16 protein-coding genes are annotated in these 16083 nt (G+C 72.3%); 7 read left to right on the top strand and 9 right to left on the bottom strand.

Going from position 1 to position 16083, the window contains the following annotated elements:
• Positions 1-13: 13 nt before the first annotated feature.
• From O3438_RS06360 to O3438_RS06385, 6 genes are read right to left on the bottom strand one after another with little or no spacing between them, the layout of a single operon-like run.
• Positions 14-418, bottom strand: coding sequence for a cupin domain-containing protein (locus O3438_RS06360; protein ID WP_088989433.1), 405 nt, complete (start codon positions 416-418; stop codon positions 14-16).
• Positions 411-1166 (bottom strand): SRPBCC family protein, encoded by a 756-nt coding sequence (locus tag O3438_RS06365; protein WP_269679036.1) that lies wholly within the window; start codon positions 1164-1166, stop codon positions 411-413. Before O3438_RS06365 ends, O3438_RS06360 begins: the two co-directional genes overlap by 8 nt.
• Positions 1163-2605 (bottom strand): acetyl-CoA carboxylase biotin carboxylase subunit, encoded by a 1443-nt coding sequence (locus tag O3438_RS06370; protein ID WP_269679037.1) that lies wholly within the window; start codon positions 2603-2605, stop codon positions 1163-1165. The genes O3438_RS06365 and O3438_RS06370 overlap by 4 nt, the downstream gene beginning before the upstream one ends.
• 19 nt (positions 2606-2624) lie before the next feature.
• Positions 2625-3149 (bottom strand): acetyl-CoA carboxylase biotin carboxyl carrier protein, encoded by a 525-nt coding sequence (gene accB / locus O3438_RS06375; RefSeq protein ID WP_332367448.1) that lies wholly within the window; start codon positions 3147-3149, stop codon positions 2625-2627.
• On the bottom strand, positions 3146-4879 hold the full coding sequence (locus O3438_RS06380) for an acetyl-CoA carboxylase carboxyltransferase subunit alpha (RefSeq protein ID WP_269679038.1): 1734 nt from the start codon (positions 4877-4879) through the stop codon (positions 3146-3148). Before O3438_RS06380 ends, accB begins: the two co-directional genes overlap by 4 nt.
• Entirely contained in the window at positions 4876-5214 is a 339-nt protein-coding gene (locus O3438_RS06385) for a TcmI family type II polyketide cyclase (protein ID WP_269679039.1), read from the bottom strand. The genes O3438_RS06380 and O3438_RS06385 overlap by 4 nt, the downstream gene beginning before the upstream one ends.
• A 444-nt stretch (positions 5215-5658) precedes the next feature.
• On the opposite strand from O3438_RS06385, the gene O3438_RS06390 reads away from it, so the two are divergent.
• The 5 genes from O3438_RS06390 to O3438_RS06410 all read left to right on the top strand — a co-directional run bounded on the left by O3438_RS06390 (position 5659) and on the right by O3438_RS06410 (position 11092).
• Positions 5659-6456: an AfsR/SARP family transcriptional regulator gene (locus O3438_RS06390; RefSeq protein WP_269679040.1), complete on the top strand. Its 798-nt coding sequence runs from the start codon at positions 5659-5661 to the stop codon at positions 6454-6456.
• Between the two features lie 127 nt (positions 6457-6583).
• Positions 6584-6961: a TcmI family type II polyketide cyclase gene (locus tag O3438_RS06395; RefSeq protein ID WP_269679041.1), complete on the top strand. Its 378-nt coding sequence runs from the start codon at positions 6584-6586 to the stop codon at positions 6959-6961.
• Between the two features lies 1 nt (position 6962).
• Complete coding sequence (locus tag O3438_RS06400; RefSeq protein WP_269679042.1) at positions 6963-8312, top strand: FAD-dependent oxidoreductase; 1350 nt, start codon at positions 6963-6965, stop codon at positions 8310-8312.
• Positions 8313-8591: 279 nt separating this feature from the next.
• On the top strand, positions 8592-9629 hold the full coding sequence (locus O3438_RS06405; protein WP_269679043.1) for a hypothetical protein: 1038 nt from the start codon (positions 8592-8594) through the stop codon (positions 9627-9629).
• A 254-nt stretch (positions 9630-9883) separates the two neighbouring features.
• The gene (locus tag O3438_RS06410) at positions 9884-11092 is read left to right on the top strand and encodes a low temperature requirement protein A (protein ID WP_269679044.1); all 1209 of its coding nucleotides are present in this window, start codon (positions 9884-9886) and stop codon (positions 11090-11092) included.
• Positions 11093-11149: 57 nt separating this feature from the next.
• On the opposite strand, the gene O3438_RS06415 is transcribed toward O3438_RS06410, so the two are convergent.
• Positions 11150-11977, bottom strand: a complete 828-nt coding sequence (locus O3438_RS06415; RefSeq protein ID WP_269679045.1) for a hypothetical protein — start codon at positions 11975-11977, stop codon at positions 11150-11152.
• Positions 11978-12229: 252 nt separating this feature from the next.
• Between O3438_RS06415 and O3438_RS06420 the strand changes: the two genes are divergently transcribed.
• Entirely contained in the window at positions 12230-12436 is a 207-nt protein-coding gene (locus O3438_RS06420; protein WP_088989422.1) for a hypothetical protein, read from the top strand.
• Positions 12437-12486: 50 nt separating this feature from the next.
• On the opposite strand, the gene O3438_RS06425 is transcribed toward O3438_RS06420, so the two are convergent.
• Positions 12487-12939 (bottom strand): hypothetical protein, encoded by a 453-nt coding sequence (locus O3438_RS06425; RefSeq protein ID WP_269679046.1) that lies wholly within the window; start codon positions 12937-12939, stop codon positions 12487-12489.
• Positions 12940-13353: 414 nt separating this feature from the next.
• Between O3438_RS06425 and O3438_RS06430 the strand changes: the two genes are divergently transcribed.
• Positions 13354-14313 (top strand): TIGR03557 family F420-dependent LLM class oxidoreductase, encoded by a 960-nt coding sequence (locus O3438_RS06430; protein WP_269679047.1) that lies wholly within the window; start codon positions 13354-13356, stop codon positions 14311-14313.
• A 94-nt stretch (positions 14314-14407) separates the two neighbouring features.
• Here O3438_RS06430 and O3438_RS06435 read toward each other — a convergent pair whose 3' ends face one another.
• Entirely contained in the window at positions 14408-15922 is a 1515-nt protein-coding gene (locus tag O3438_RS06435; protein WP_269679048.1) for a hypothetical protein, read from the bottom strand.
• Between the last annotated feature and the right edge of the window lie 161 nt (positions 15923-16083).

Consider the following 16083-nt stretch of genomic DNA (forward strand, 5'->3'; position numbering starts at 1 on the left):
TCACTCCTCGCGCTCACGATCCGCCCCGCTGTTCGACGAGCTCGGTGTCGACGTGCCCCAACTCGGGGCGCGGGGCGAGCGGACCCAGGTGGAAGACCACCTCGGCCGGTTCGACGCCGGTGTTGCGCAGCCGGTGCCGGACGTTCACCGGGACGAACAGGCCCTCGCCGGTGGCCAGCAACGTCGGCTGGTCGTCCAGGTCGACGGTGATCGCGCCGCGGACCAGGTACAGGAACTCCTCGCTGTACGGGTGGTAGTGCTCGGCGATCCGCTCCCCCGGCGCGAGGGTGGCCACCCCGAGGAACCCCGAGGTGCTGCCGACGGTGCGGGGGCCCAGCAGCACCCGCAGCTCACCGCCGCGCCGCCGGTCGGCGGGTACGTCCCGGGCGGCGACCGGCCGCGTGCTCAGGTCACTCATCGTCGGCCTCCGTCGACTCGTCGCCGGCCGCCGGGTGGCCCTGGTCGGCGCGTTGCCGGGCGATCCGCTCCACCCGGTCCTTGATCACTGCGAGTTGGATGACGCTGTTGGTGTTGATCCGCTCGGTCATCGCGGCGTTGTCGACGGGTGCTGTCGGCTTCATGGCGAAGTCCTGCGTCCAGGTCATCCGGGTGCCACCGTCCTCCTCGGTGTAGCGCCAGTGGATCCGCATGTACTCGAACGGCCCGGTCTCCACCCGGTGCGCCCGCACCTGGCGGCTCACCGGGTCGGAGGTGCGCTCACTGACCCAGCTCCAGGACACCCCGTTCTCGTCCGGGTACATGGTGAGCCGGAACCGCACCGTGTGCCCGTCGCGGTGCAGGATCTCCACCACGGCGTACTCGGTGAACAGCTCGGTCCAGTTCGCCACGTCGTTGGTGACCTCCCAGACCACCGCGAGCGGCGCGTCGATGACCACGCTGTTCTCGGTGTGCCCGGGCGGGTCGGCGCGGTTGGCGACCAGGTCGGCCACCGCCGGGATGCTCAGTTGCCCGGCCTGCTCGGGGATGCTCACCTGCCACCGGTCGGCGACGACCGCGGAGAGTTCCAGCAGGGCGAGGGAGTCCATGCCCAACTCCTCCAGCGACGCGGCGGGCGCCCGGGCCGCGGCGTCGGCGTCCAGCCCGCAGTGCGCCACCAGGATGTCGGTGATCTCGGCGGTCATCGGGCGACCATGGGTGACGGTCATCGGGTCCTCCTGTTGGGTACGTCGGGCGTCGCGGCGGACGCGGGGCGCGGTGCGGGGGTGGCCGTCGGCCGCTGCGCGGGCGCCGCACCGGGCACACCGAGCAGACGGTCGACCAGGCCCGTGGTGTAGCGGCCTTTGCGGAATGCGGCGTCGTCGAGCACCCGCCGGACGAACGGGATGGTGGTGTGCACACCCGGGCCGGCGATGTCGAACTCGTCGAGGGCGCGTTCCAGCCGGTTGAGGGCCAACTCCCGGTCGGGTGCCCAGACGATGACCTTCGCCAGCAGCGAGTCGTACCAGGGGCCGATCACGTAGCCGGCGCTGGCGTGGGTGTCCACCCGGGTGAACGGACCGCCGGGTGGGGTGAAACGGTCCAACCGGCCGGGGGTGGGGGCGAAGCCGCGCCCGGGGTCCTCGGTGTTGACCCGGCACTCCACAGCGACACCGCGCAGGCGGATCTCCTCCTGCCGCCAGCGCAGCGGCACCCCGGCGGCGATGTGCAGTTGCTCGTGCACCAGGTCGATGCCCGTGACCATCTCGGTCACCGGATGCTCGACCTGGATCCGGCAGTTGATTTCCAGGAAGTGGAACCGTTCCTCGGCGTCGACGAGGAACTCCAGCGTGCCGGCCCCGACGAAACCGACCTCCAGCGCACCCCGCAGCGCCGTCTCGGCGATGGTGTCGAGGACGGCGGCGGGCAGCGCCGGGGCGGGCGCCTCCTCCACCAGCTTCTGGTGCCGGCGTTGCACCGAGCAGTCCCGGGTGCCCAGGTGCACCCCGTTCCCGTGGGAGTCGCAGAGCACCTGCACCTCGACGTGCCGGGCCTCGGTGAGGTAACGCTCGACGTACACCCGGTCGTCGCCGAAGGCGGCCTGCGCGGCGGCCCGGGTCCGGGTGTACGCCCGGCGCAGCTCGCCCGGGGTGCGGACCACTGTCATTCCCCGGCCGCCGCCCCCGGCGGCGGCCTTCACGATCACCGGGTAGCCGACGGCCTCGGCGATCTCGGCGGCCGCGGCGGCGGTCGGCACCGGTGCGACGCTGCCCGGCGACAGCGGCAGGCCGGCGCGGCTCATCAGGGCCCGCGCCGAGGACTTGTCGGCCAACGCGGCCATCACCGCCGGCGGCGGGCCGATGAAGGTCAGCCCGTTGTCCGCGCAGATCTCGGCGAAGTCGGCGTCCTCGGAGAGGAAACCGTAGCCGGGGTGCACGGCCTGCGCGCCCACCTGCCGGGCGGCCTCCACGATGGCCGCGGCGTTGAGGTAGCTGCGCCGGCTCGACGCGGGCCCGATCCGGATCGCCTGGTCGGCGTGACGGACCGCCGCCGAGTCGGCGTCGGCGGCGGAGTAGACGACGGCCGTCCGTACGCCCAGCTCCCGGCAGGCGCGCAGCACCCGTAACGCGATCTCGCCCCGGTTGGCGATCAACACGGTCTCGAACATCGTCACGCACCCCGCGCCGTCACGCCGGGTCCAGTTCGACCAGCGGCTGGTCGTACTCCACCGACTGGCCGTCCTCGACGAGGATCGCGACCACCCGACCGGCGCGGTCGGCGGTCACCTCGTTCATCAGCTTCATCGCCTCGACGATGGCGACCGGCTGGCCGGGCCGGACCAGGTCCCCCACCGCGACGAACGGGCTCGCGCCGGGCTCCGGCGACCGGTAGAACGTGCCGACGATCGGCGCCCGCACCGCCGCGCGTCCGGGCGCCGACGGTGGGGTCGACGCCTCCGGTGGGCCGGGCACCGGCGGCGCCTCCACCATGGCCTGCGAAGGGGGTACGTCGGATCGGGTCACGTTCTCCGGGTGCCACTCGACCTCGAGGACGGCCGGTCCGCTGCGCAGCCGGATCCGCCGCACCGGTCCGGTCAGCTCGGCGATCAGGTGCTGCGCCTGCCGGCGCAGTCCGGCCAGCGCCTCCTCCTCGACGACCTCGGTGTCCTCGGGCGTCTCGACCGTCGACACCGCCCCGTTCTCGGCGCTCACCGGACACCTGCCCGCTGACCGGCACGGGTCGCGCCGAACCGCCGGAACCGTTGCCGGCGGAGGCGGACCAGCATGGCCGGCGGCACGTCGAGCAGGGGCAGCAGATTCGCCAGCAGGGCGGCCCGCAACCGCAGCGCGGTCTCCGCCGGGTCGTCGTGCGCGGCGGCGGACGGCTCCGGTACGACCTCGTCGACCACGCCGAGCCGGCGCAGGTCGGGGGCGCTCAGCCGCAGCGCCCGGGCGGCCTGCGGTGCCGCCGACCGGTCCGGCCAGAGGATCGCCGCGCAGCCCTCGGGGCTGATCACCGAGTAGACGGCGTTCTCCAGCATCAGCACCCGGTCGGCGACGGCGAGGGCCAGCGCGCCGCCGCTGCCGCCCTCTCCGGTGATGACCGCGAGCACGGGGGTGGGTAGCACGGTGAGGGCGAGGATGTTCTCCGCGATGGCCGCCGCCTGGCCGTGCTCCTCGGCGCTCACCCCCGGGTCGGCGCCGGGGGTGTCCACCAGGGTCACCACCGGTAGGCCGAGCCGGGCGGCCAGGCGCATCAACCGCAGCGCCTTGCGGTGCCCGGCCGGGCTGGCCATGCCGAAGTTGCGGGCCACCAGTTCGGCGGTGGTGTGCCCCTTCTGGTGTCCGATGACCATCACGTGTCGGCCGGCCAGCCGGGCCAGGCCGCCCACGATGGCCGGGCAGTCCGCGCCGAGCCGGTCGCCGTGCAGCTCCACGAAGCCGTCGAAGACGGAGTCGAGGTAGTCCAGTGTGGTCGGCCGGCCCGGGTGCCGGGCCATCCGGACGGTGTCCCACGCGTCGCGTACCGGCGGGGTTCCGTCGGCTTCCGGGGGCCGCGCCGCGGCGACGTCGTCGGCGGCGAGGCGCTCGCGGTGCGGCGCGGGCTCCTGCCGGGGTACGGATGGGCGGGTCGGAGCGCCGGCGTGGGTCGCGGCGAGCAGCGCCACCAGGCGTCCGCGCAGTGCTCGGCGCTGCACCACCATGTCGACCTGCCCGTGCCGGAGCAGGAAGTCGGCGGTCTGGAAGCCCTCCGGCAGCGCCCGGCCGGTCACCTGACGGATCACCCGGGGGCCGGCGAAGCCCATCCGCGCGCCGCTCTCGGCGAGCACCAGATCGGTGTTGGTGGCGAACGACGCGGCCACTCCACCGTAGGTCGGGTCGGTCAGGACGCTCACCGTGAGCAGACCCGCCTCGCGCAGCGCGGCGATGGCCTGGCTGACGGTGGCCATCTGCATCAACGACAGCACGCCCTCCTGCATCCGCGCTCCACCGGAGGCGGTCACCAGGACGAGCGGGATGCGCTCGTCCAGCGCCCGTTCGGCGGTCCGGGTGATCAGCTCACCGACGGCGCAACCCAGGCTGCCGCCGAGGAACCGGAAGTCCATCACCGCCACCGCGACCGGATGTCCGCCGATGGTGGCCGTGGCACAGACGACGGCTTCGACAAGGCCGGTGCTGGCCCGCGCGGCGGTGAGCCGGTGCGGGTACGGCAGCACGTCGACGAAGTCGATCGGGTCCGCCTCGGGCAGCCGGTCGGCCAGTGGGCGCAGCGATCCGGGGTCGACGAGTTGGCGCAGGCGTTCCGGTGCGCCGAGTCGGGTGTGCTCGCCGCACTCCGGGCAGACGTCCAGGTTGCGGCGTAACCGTTTGCGGTAGAGCAGGCTGGCGCAGCCGGCGCAGCGGGACCAGAGCTGCTCCTCACGCGGTGCGGTGGCCGTCACGACCGCCCTCCGGTGTCGGGGGCGTCGAACCGGTAGAAGCACTGCGCCATGGCGTCACGCGGTGAGCGCCAGGTCGACAGGTACGGCGAGACGTACGGGCGCAGGCGGTCGCTGACCCGGATGAACTCGGGGTGTCCCCGGGCGGCCTCGACCGCGCCCTCCGTCGGCTGCTCGGTCTCCAACAGGTGCACGTAGAGGTCGTGCAGGCGGTACAGCGAACGGTGCCGGACGCCGACCAGGCGCGGCAGCTCCGTCGCGTCGGACTCGGCGAAGATCTCGGCGACGCGCTCCGCAGCGGCCGGATCCACCTTCGCGACGATCAGCGATCGGTCCATACTGGGCCTCCCCCCACGGCGTCCGGCCGGCGACGGGTGGTCCCCGGACGCACTGGACGACTGCCCACACGATGCGGCAGTCCTCGTCACGGCGGCGTCACCAGGCAGGGCCCACCGTGGACGCACCTTCGTGACGCTGCGTTGACGCAAGCTGTGTATCAGCTATGCGTCAGCCATGCGCCAAGCTCTCGATCGATCTGATGTTTGCGCAGTTCAGAACCGATCTCAGGTTGACTGTCGCCAATAGAAGGTCCACGCCGGCGTTGACGCAACGTGACCGTTATTGATAATCTTCACGGTGGTCAGCCCGGCGGCCTCGGCGGGTGGGGCCGCGCCCGGCAGCCGGGGTCGCGCGTCCACCGGTGGGGTCGACAGAGGCGTCACGGGCAGCCGATCCAGGACGCAGCAGACAGTCGGGACGAGCGTTCCGCAGGGGGTGCCGCCGTGGCCGCTGATCCGACCGTGCCAACCGCCGGAGGCCCGCCCGAGGAGGGCGTGTCGCTCCACCTGCTCGGCGGCTTCCGACTGCTGCGCGACTCCGCGCCGATCGTGGTGCCGCGCGGGCTGCAACGGGTGATCGCGCTGATCGGGCTGCGCCCCGGCGCCACCCGCAGCCAACTCGCCGGCCTGCTCTGGCCCGACGCGTCGGAGGAACGGGCGCTGTCCTCCCTGCGTACCGCGCTGTGGCGGCTCCGCCAGGACCCGTGCTGCCCGATGACAGTTGCCGGCGACACCGTACGGCTCGACCCGACGGTCCGCCTCGACGTCGACGACCTGGTCGGCACCGCGGCCCGGGTCCGCGACGGCGACGACGCGAGCACCGCCGCCGGGGCGCTCGCCGCCGGACGGCACGACCTCCTCCCCGGGTGGTACGACGACTGGGTGCTGCTGGACCGGGAGAGACTGCGCCAACTCCGCCTGCACATGCTGGAACAGGTGGCCGGGCAACACCTCGCCGCGGGGCGGCACGGCGAGGCCCTCGAAGCCGCGCTGGAGGCGATGGCGGCCGAGCCGTTACGGGAGACCCCGCACCGGCTGGTGGTCCGCATCCACCTGGCCGAGGGCAACGCCTTCGAGGCCGTGCACGCCTTCTACGTCTACCGGGACCTGCTGCGCAGGGAGTTGCGCCTGGAGCCCAGTCCGGCCATGAGCGCCCTGCTCGACGACACGCTCGCCCCGATCCGCCAGGCCAGCCGGGAAGCCGTCGCCGGTCGCCCGTCACCGGCCGGGCGGCGTACGTGACGGCACCGCCCGTCACCGGCCGTCCGGTCCACGTGACGGTGACGTGACAGTCGCTGCGGCACGGTGGGCGCACAGAGCACGTGGCGCCGATCCGAGGGTCGGGAAGGCCACCGGCGGAAGGGGTCCCATGAGTCGTCTACTGATCGTCAGCCGGATCATCCCGGGCGCGGAGGGGCGGGTCGCGCAGATCTTCGCCGAATCCGACGCCACCGAACTGCCCGGCCTGACCGGCGTCACGCACCGGTCCCTCTACTGCCTGCACGACCTGTGCGTACATGTGATGGAGACGTCGGACGTCGACCCGGACGCCCTGGCGGCGGCCCGTAACCACCCGCTTTTCCAGCAGGTCAACGAGCGGCTTTCCGCGCACACGTCGCCGTACCTGCCGACCTGGCGCTCCCCACGAGACGCGATCGCCGGCTGCTTCTACCGGTGGGACGCCCCCACCGTGCCGGCGGCGCGGCCGGCCGAGACCGACGCGCCAGCGGCGCACCCGGCTGGTTGACATGTCCGGCGCGCCACCGCACGTCCTGATCGTCGGCGCCGGCACCGGCGGGCTGTGCCTGGCGCACGGCCTGCGCCGGGCCGGGATGACCGTCGCCGTGTACGAACGGCACCGCGACCGCGCCGACGGGCTGCTCGGCTACCGGGTCGGCATCGGTCCGACCGGCAGCCGTGCACTGCGCGAGTGCCTGCCGCCGGAGCTGTTCGCGACCTTCCTCGCGACCTGCGCCCGACCGCCGCACTACTTCAACGTGGTCACCCAGGGGCTCCGTCAGACCGCGTCGTTCCCCCTGCGGCCGAACGCCGACCCCGTGCACACCGAGCACTCGGTGGCCCGGATGGTGCTGCGCCACGTCCTGCTCACCGGCCTCGACGACGTGGTGCACTTCGACAAGACCTTCACCCGGTACGAGCAGCGCGACGACGGCACTGTCACCGCGCACTTCTCCGACGGCACGACCGCCACCGGCGACCTGCTGGTCGGGGCCGACGGCACACACTCGGCGGTACGCCGGCAGTACCTGCCGCACGCCGTCACCCGCGACGCCGGCACCATCAACATCGCCACCCGCATCCCGTTGACCGCGCACACCCGCGGTCTGGTGCCCGAGCGCGTCGGTCAGGGCATCTCCCTGATCTTCGGCGTCGGCGGCATCATGGGCGTCCTGCACGTCATGGAGTTCAGGTGGGACGCCACGCGGGCCGTCAAACCCGGCGTCAGCGACACGGACGCCGCCCTGCTGAGGAACTGGCCCGGCCTGTCGCAGGACACCACCACCGACAACATCAACCTGATCATCTGGAGTACGGCCCGCCGGTTCCCGACCGACGTGATGGAGCGTCGCGGAAAGGACCTCGTCGAGGTCGCCCTGGGCCTCACCACCAACTGGCACCCCCACCTGCGGGAGTTGCTGACCCGAGCGGAGCCGGCCAGCGCCCTCCCGATCAAGGTGTCGACCTCCGAGCCGGTGCCTCCCTGGAAGAGCAGCACCGTCACGTTGCTCGGCGACGCCATCCACACCATGACCCCCGGTCGCGGTGTCGGCGCGAACACCGCGCTTCGCGATGCCCGCCTGCTCTGCGAGCAGCTCACCCGCGCCACAGCGGGTGACAAGACCCTGCTCCAGGCCGTGGCGGACTACGAGGCGGCGATGGCGCCGTACGGCTTCGCGCGGGTCGCCGAATCGTTGAACCGCAGCGGCACCAGCGGCGACGACCGGATGTACCGGCCGGTGGTGGGCCGGCTCGCGCTGCTCGGCGCGCGCGGCTACTTCGGAGTGACGAGCCGGGTACCTCGACTGCGCCAACGGTTCGTCGACGACTTCCACACCTACGAGGGCGATCGGGACTGAGTCGGGCAACGGCCACCCGGGCTCGGCGTACCCCGCCGGGCCCGGGTCTCGTCGTGCCGTGCCGAGCCGCGGCTGTGTGGATGCGGCTGCGCGGGTGCCGTCGGGTGGGGTTCCCGGCTGGTCGGGGCGACGCTGTGTCACCCGTCGGGCACCGGCTGACGTGGTAAACCCGCCCACAACGCCCCTGGCCGAGCCTCTCTGTCATCGGTAATGGGCGTGTGCGAAGCTGCGGCGAGTTTTTCTCGTGACTTTTCCAACGAGGTGAGAGGGAGGTTCGCCGTGGCGTGGTCTATCGGACACTCGCTGATAGTGGTACTGGCACTGTTGCTGGGACTGGCCGCCGGGTGGCTGCTGCGCGGCCGGCGGGGCGTGCAGGGCAAGTCGATAGTGGAGGGTGACCCTGTCGCCGGACTGGCCGTGATCTCCACGCCGACGCCGGCTGCCACGACCGACGAGCCGCGGCCCGCGGCCGCCGTCGACCCGGCACCGACCGCCGTCGCCGACGAGCCGGTACCGGTGGACACGGTCAGCGCGCCGGCTTCGGTGACCGACGCGGACGCTCCCACCCCGACGCCGGTCCCGGCGGACGCCCCGAGCACCGTCGACCCGTCCGACATGGCGCTGACCGAGCCCCCGCCGCCCGTACCGGTCGCCGAGCCCGATGCGGATGAGCTGCGCCCGGAGCCCGCAGCGGAGTCCACTCCCGAGCCGGTCGCGGTCGACGAGCAGCCCGCCCCGACGGCCGTCGTCGCCCCCCGCAAGCCGGTGGACGACCTCCCCCCGGTCGACAGCACTCCGGCCGACACCACTTCGGCCGACGACGCGGAGACCAGGGCCTCGGCGGTCGACCCGGAGCCGGCGACCACCGACGCCGCGGACGCGGAGCCGGTGGACACCCGACCCGCCGACGCGGGCCCGGCGACCAGCGACGCGACTATCGCCGAGCCGGTGGACGCCGAGCCGGAGCGTGTGGCCGTGGCGGCCCCTCCGGTGCGGCCTACCGACACCGCGACCCCTCCGGTCCGTTCGGCCGACGACACCTCGGTCGCCACCTACGAGGGCGACCCGACGGGGCCGGCCGACGACTTCCGCCGCATCCAGGGAATCGGACCGAAGATGGCGGCGGCGTTGCAGGACGCCGGCGTACGCACGTACGGCCAACTCGGTGACCTGGACGAGCCGGCGCTGCGCGACCTGATCCGGGCCGCCGGTCTGCGCGCCGCACCCGGGCTGGCCAGCTGGCCGCAGCAGGCCCGCGTGCTCGCCGGCGCCGGCGACCAGATGGCCGCAGTGCTGCCAAACAGCGACCAGGCCTGACGCCTGACCTGGAGCCCCCGGCCGGCCGTCCACCGCGACGACCGGCCGGGGGCTCGCTCGTCGGTGGCGGAACGACGATCCACTCGACGGTGCGAAGGCCGCGGTAGCCGCCGGACGCTCCGGAACCACGGGCCGACCAACCCGGTCGGGGGACGACCCGGCAATTCCGGGGCCGGGCAGCCGGCCGGTCGTTACCGTCCGTTGAGGTGGGCCGGACGGGTCCGTCGAGTCGACCGGTTCCGCAGGAGCAACCCGTGCACCTCCCCGCGCCGGATCCCGCGTCGCCGCAGGCCAGCGGCCCCCCGGTGCGAGACCCGGAGGGCCCGCGCCGGGTGACCCTCCTCGAACTCTTCTTCGACCTCGTGTACGTGGTCGCGCTGGCGCTCATCTCCCGGACGATGGTCGAGCGGCTCGACTGGCACAGCGCCGGCCAGGCCCTCATCATGCTGGCCGCCGTCTGGTGGACCTGGGCGATCACCACCCTCGTCACCGACCTGTACGACCCGGAACGCACCGAGATCAAGCTGCTGATCAGCGCCGTGATGTTCGGCGCGCTGCTGATGACGACGGCGATCCCGGAGGCGTTCAACGACCGCGGGTTCGTCTTCGCCGGCACCTACGTGGCGATCCACCTGGGGCGCGGGCTGTTCCTGATGCCGGCGGTACGGCGTCAACCGCAGACCCAACGTCGGGCGGCGCGCATCTTCATCTGGTTCGTGGTGTCGGCGATCCCGTGGCTCCTCGGCGCGTTCGTCAGCGGGGAAGCCCGGATCATCTGCTGGACGGTCGCGCTCGCCATCGACTACCTCGGTTTCCGGCTCGCGTACCCGGTGCCGGGGCTCGGGGTGGTGCCGGAAACGCAGCGCAACGTCACGGCGGAGCATCTGTCCGAGCGTTACCAGCAGTTCTTCATCATCGCGCTCGGCGACTGCATCCTGACGATCGGCACCATGTTCAGCCTGGAGCACAACGAGGCCGAGAACATAGCCGCGTTCGCGGTGGCGTTCCTGACCACCCTGCTGCTCTGGCGGATCTACGTGCACAAGTCCGGCGAGCTGCTGCCGAGCGCCATCAAGGCGTCCGAGTCGCCGAGCAGATTCCTGTTCAGCGCGCCGTACACCCATCTGTTGATGATTTCCGGGGTGGTGACCACGGCGTCCGGCTTCCACCTGGTGCTGCACGAACCCACCGGGGAGACCCCGCCGGCCTGGCTGGCGGTGATCCTCGGCGGCCCGGCGCTGTTCCTGGCCGGCCGGGCCTCCTTCGAGTACGAGGTGTTCAGCCGGGTGTCCTGGTCCCGACCGGGAGGCATCCTGGCGCTGCTGACCATCGCGCCCGCCGCGCTGTACGTGCCACCCATGGTCACGTCGCTGGGGGCCCTGGTGGTGCTGGTCGCGGTGGCGTACGCGGACTTCCGGCGAAGCCACGGCAAGCCGCCCGAAATTCCCAGCCCACCCCACTGAACCTGGGGCGAGCGAGGTCCGGTCGGCGTGGAGTCGTCGACGCGGGACGCCCGCCGCTCACACCAGCGCCCCGGCGTACCCCCGGACCTGCAACCGCTGCCGGGCGCCGCCGGCCAGGCGCACCTGCAGGCCGAGCGGCGCGGCGGCCCGGCGGACGTCGTCCAGGTGCAGCGAGCCGTGCCGGTCCACGGTGAGCACGGGCGGCTCTTCGAGCTCACCCTCCGGGGCGTGGAAGGAGAGCAGCGTGACCGAGGTGGTGAGGTATCCCGGGTACGCGGCGCGGGCCGCCGCCTCGTCCCGGTGCGAGAGCACCACCAGGTCGTCGAGGTGGGCGAAGTCGGCGGCGAGAGCGCCGGCCTTCCAGTGCGCCGGCTCCTCGGTCGCCCCGGTGCGGTGCCGGGACCGGTTCGCCGAGGTGATGTAGAGGTGGTCCGACCCGGTCTCGGCGAGCGCCCGCTCGAAGAAGGCGTTGGACGGACAGGTGAGACCGGGTGCGATCACCTGGGTGGTCCGTAACCCCTGGTCGACCTGGACGAGGTGCTCGGGGATCCGTTCCGCCGCCGGCCCGCGGAAGCCGAACGGCCCGGCACCGTAGAGGGCGTCCATCAACGCCCGCACCCGCCCGATCGGCAGGCGCGGTGAGATCCGCGTCCAGTCGTACATCCCCGGGATGCGTCCGATGGCGGTGGTGATGCTGCCGACGTGGTGGGCCGGACGGCCCTTGGCGAGGTTGACCCGGCGCACGGTGGCCGCGTCGGGGCGGGTGACGATGGCGTAGAAGTTGGCGAACGCCGCCGCGACGACCGCACCGCCGGCGAGCGCGCGGGCCGCGACCGCGACGTCCTCGGGGCGGTCGATGTACAGGGGCGGTGTCGGGGCGTCCATGAGTCCTCCTCGGCGGGGCCGTGAGGCAGTTCTACGTCCACCGGCCCGTACGACGGCGAGGTCGGTCGGCGATCCGATAGCGCGCCCGTGCGACAGGGTGCGGGTGGCCGATGCGCGAGCGGTACTCAACGGTGGACCGCATCGGCCGGACGGACGATTCGCGGGGTCGTCGCCGAGGGCCGTTAGCCGCGTGACCCGATTGGGTACAACGCCTGCACCTCAGCAATCCACCACATTCCTCAGGAGGCAGCGATGCGCGGCACCTCGATACTCGGAGTCATCGTCGTGATCTGGTTGTTGATCGGCGCGGTCGCCGCCGGCCAGCGCGGTTACTACAGCGGCGACGACACCAACTGCGCCGAGGCCGGTACGATCCTGGTCACCATCGTGGCCGGGCCCCTGAACTACATCGGCGCCAACCCGAAGGTCGACTGCAAGCTGCCCGAGCCGTCCAAGTAGGACAAAGGCTTTCCGGCCCAGGCCCCGGTTGGGGCCTGGGCCGGCGCGCTTCAGTTGTTGTAGACGACCGAGGCGCAGCGGCCGTTGTAGTCGTCGGGCCTCGAGTAACCCAGGCAGACGAAGACCTCGGTCCAGCGATACTGGGTGCCCACGCCGGACTCCCAGTACAGCCGGCTACCGCCGGACGACGAGGTGTCGTCGACGGCGATCGCCCCGCTGTACCCCTGGTTCCAGTAGACGTACACCCGGGCGGCGTAGCCGTCGGCGCTCTGGTCGGTGACGGTGTTGGTCCGGTTCGTGTCCAGCCAGGCGTAGCCGGCGCTGTTGACGCAGAGGGTCGCTGTCGCTGTCGCTCCAGGCCCGCCCTTCGGGCTGGGCACGCTGCCGGTGTCCCGGATACAGCCCTCCGCTAACGCCGGCGAGGCGCCGGTGAGGGCTGTTCCGCCCCCGAGGACGGCCGCCACGAGCACGGCGGCGGCACGACGGAACACACTGCTGGTCATCCTGACTCCCCCTGTTGGCTCTGCCGCGACCGCTACGGCCGCCGACACTGGTCCACGCCTGACCTCGTCTGGCGGCAGGCCACGATCGGGAGTGACGTCAGATTCCTGACCGCCTCGGCCCGGTGGCTCCGCCGGACGAGGAGAAGTCTGTTGGCCAGACGGTGACCGCCGGAAGGGGTGTCCGCTGTTTCGAACAGCCGGCCGGGTGTTCGACCTGGTCACGGGCCAGTTCGGAGACGTTCGAGATTCCTGCCGCGTCAGCGCGGAGGTGCCCAGCCCTTCCTTCGACAGACGTGACCGCCACACCCCGTACGGCATCCTAGGAGGCTGGTTTGCGGTCCCGGTGGCGTTTGTCGGTGCTCCGGTCGGGAACCGACCCCGCGTCAGTCAGGCGGACGGCGTCGGGAGCAGGGCATGCAGATCGGCTACAAGCTGGCTTCGGAGGGGTACGGCCCCCAGGAGATCATCCGGCAGGCCGTCCTGGCCGAACAGGCCGGTTTCGACTTCGTCGAGATGAGCGACCACTACCACCCCTGGCTCGACGCGCAGGGCCACTCGTCGTTCACCTGGAGCGTGCTCGGCGCCATCGCGGCCAGGACCACCACCCTGCGCCTGGCCACCGGCGTCACCTGCCCCACCGTCCGCTACCACCCGGCGATCATCGCGCAGGCCGCGGCGACCATGGCGCTGGTCTCCGACGGACGGTTCACCCTCGGGGTGGGCGCCGGCGAGCGGCTCAACGAGCACGTCGTCGGGCAGGGCTTCCCCAGCGTACGAGGGCGTCACGAGCGACTTCGCGAGGCACTGGAGATCATCCGGCTGCTCTGGCAGGGCGGCTACCAGTCGTACGAGGGCCGGCACCTGCAACTGGAGGACGCCCGGGTGTTCGACCTGCCGGACACCCCGCCGGTGATCGCCGTGGCGGCCAGCGGCGAGGCGTCTGCCCGGCTCGCCGCCGAGCTCGGCGACGGGTTGTTCGCCACCGAGCCGGACGCGTCGATCGTCGAGCACTACCGGCGCGCGCACGGCTCGGGCCCCCGCTACGCCGAGGTGCCGTTGGCCTGGGCCACCGACGAGCAGCAGGCGGTGCAGGCGGTGTTGCAGACCAGCCGGTGGATGGTCACCGGCTGGAAGGTGATGAGCGAGCTGCCGAACCCGGTGAACTTCGACGCGGCCAGCGCGTACGTCGAGGAGAAGCACATCCGTCAACTCTTCGCCGTCGGCCCGGAGCCGGAGCCGCACGTCGCCAAGGTCCGGTCGTACGTCGACGCCGGCTTCGACCACATCGTCCTGCAGAACGCCGGTCCCGACCCGGACGGTTTCCTGGACTTCTTCGCCACCGACCTGTCCGGGCGGCTGCGCGCGGTGAGCTGACCACCGGCGGCAGGCGAACACCCGGACGTGCCGAGCCGCCCCGACTGGTCGTCGGGGCGGCCGGCTGCGCGTTCGGGATGGGTGCGCGGTGTCCTCAGCGGAAGCAGTGCGCGATCGGCACCTGGCTGCCCTCGCAGTTGGTGGGCTCGTTCTCGACGACAACGCTCTCGTCGTCGATCTTGACCTGGGCGTGCGAGGCGAAGACCCCGCCCGGCTTGAGCGTCGACGCGTTGTGGGTGATCTTGCTGGTGTAGATCGCCACCGAGCCTGCCGTCGCGTAGATGCCGCCACCCGTGGACGTGGCGCCGACCGCCTCGTTGCGGGTCACGTCACTGCCGCGCACCAGCAGGTTCGCCTTCTCGGCGTAGATGCCGGCGCCCAGGCCGTGGGTGGTGTTGCCGTCGACCACGCTGTCGTCGAGCGGGGTCAGGCCCTTGACTGTCGAGATGCCGCCGCCGTTGACGGTGGACGTGTTGCCACGGATGGTCATCCTGCGCATCACCAGCACCGCGTCGGAGTTCGCGGCACCGCCGCCGACCTGCGCGGTGTTGTTCAGCAGTTCGGTGTCGGAGACCTTGGTCCGGGCCGAGAAGCTGGCCAGCCCGCCACCCTGCACAGCGCTGTTGTGGGTGAAGGAGACGCTCTCCACATCGGCCGCGCCCCGGTAGTTGCCGAGCCCGCCGCCGTACGCGTTGGCGCTGTTGCGGTGGAACTCGGAGCGCTTCAACGTCAGCACGCCACCGTTGAGCAGGCCCCCGCCCTTGCCCGCGGCGCCGGAGGCGCTGTTGCCGACGAACGTGGAGTCGGTGACCACCATGTTGCCGTCGTTGAAGATGCCCCCGCCGCCGCCCTCGGGCGACAGCGACGTGCTCTGGGAGACCGTGACCCGCTCCACCACGGCCGTGGCGCCGTGCACCACGTGCACGCTGCCGCCCTCGATCGCCGAGCGGCCGTTGTGCAACTCCACGTCCCGCAGGGTCAGCTCCCCGCCGTCGCGCACTGTGAAGAACCGGAACGCGGCGGCTTGGGCGTCGCGGGCGATGGTGGCCCCGGCGCCGTCGATGGTGATGGGCTGGTAGATCACCGGCAGGCCGGCGGTGTCGTCGGCCGGGTTGTGCGGGGGCGCCTCGGCGTCACCGGGGGTCTCGGCGGCGTCGGCGGCCTCCCGGGCGTCGCGGATCCCGCCGTCGTACTGGTCGGTCTCGTGGAACGCCTCGGTGAGGACGTAGCGGCACTTCGGCGCGAGGCGGAGTTCCGCCCCGCCCTCGGCGTTGGCCGTCACCAGCGCGGCCACCAGCTTCGCGGCGTCGCAGGGGACCGACACCACGCCGCGCTTGCCGGTGCCCGGTGTGCTCGGTCGGTCCCGCTCGCCGTCGCCCCGCTCGCGGTCCTCGCCGGGCCGGTCGTCGGCCCGCCGGTCGTCGTCGCTACCGGCCGTGGTGAGCCGGCCCAGACCGGGAAGGGCGAGGGCCCGGTCGGCGGCGGCGGCCACGCCTGCTGCTCCGGCCGCTCCCACGACCAGGCTCCCCGCCAGGAAACCGCTGGCCAGGAACCATCGGGACCGCCGCCTTGGTCGGGTCGCGCGGTCTCCTCCTGGGTACGTGGACATCAAGAATGCCTACCTTCCTGCCTTACTGCCGTGACCGCGCGCCGATCAGGGCGCGGGGCGCTCGACGTACCGTCGACCACCAGACGTCACGATAAATCCGCAATACGGACAGGAAGGTGTGAACGTGAATAGTGCCCTTATTCATCTTCAGAACCCACCAA

The sequence above is a fragment of the Micromonospora sp. WMMC250 genome (assembly GCF_027460215.1).
In the GTDB taxonomy this organism is placed as follows: Bacteria; Actinomycetota; Actinomycetes; order Mycobacteriales; family Micromonosporaceae; genus Micromonospora; species Micromonospora taraxaci.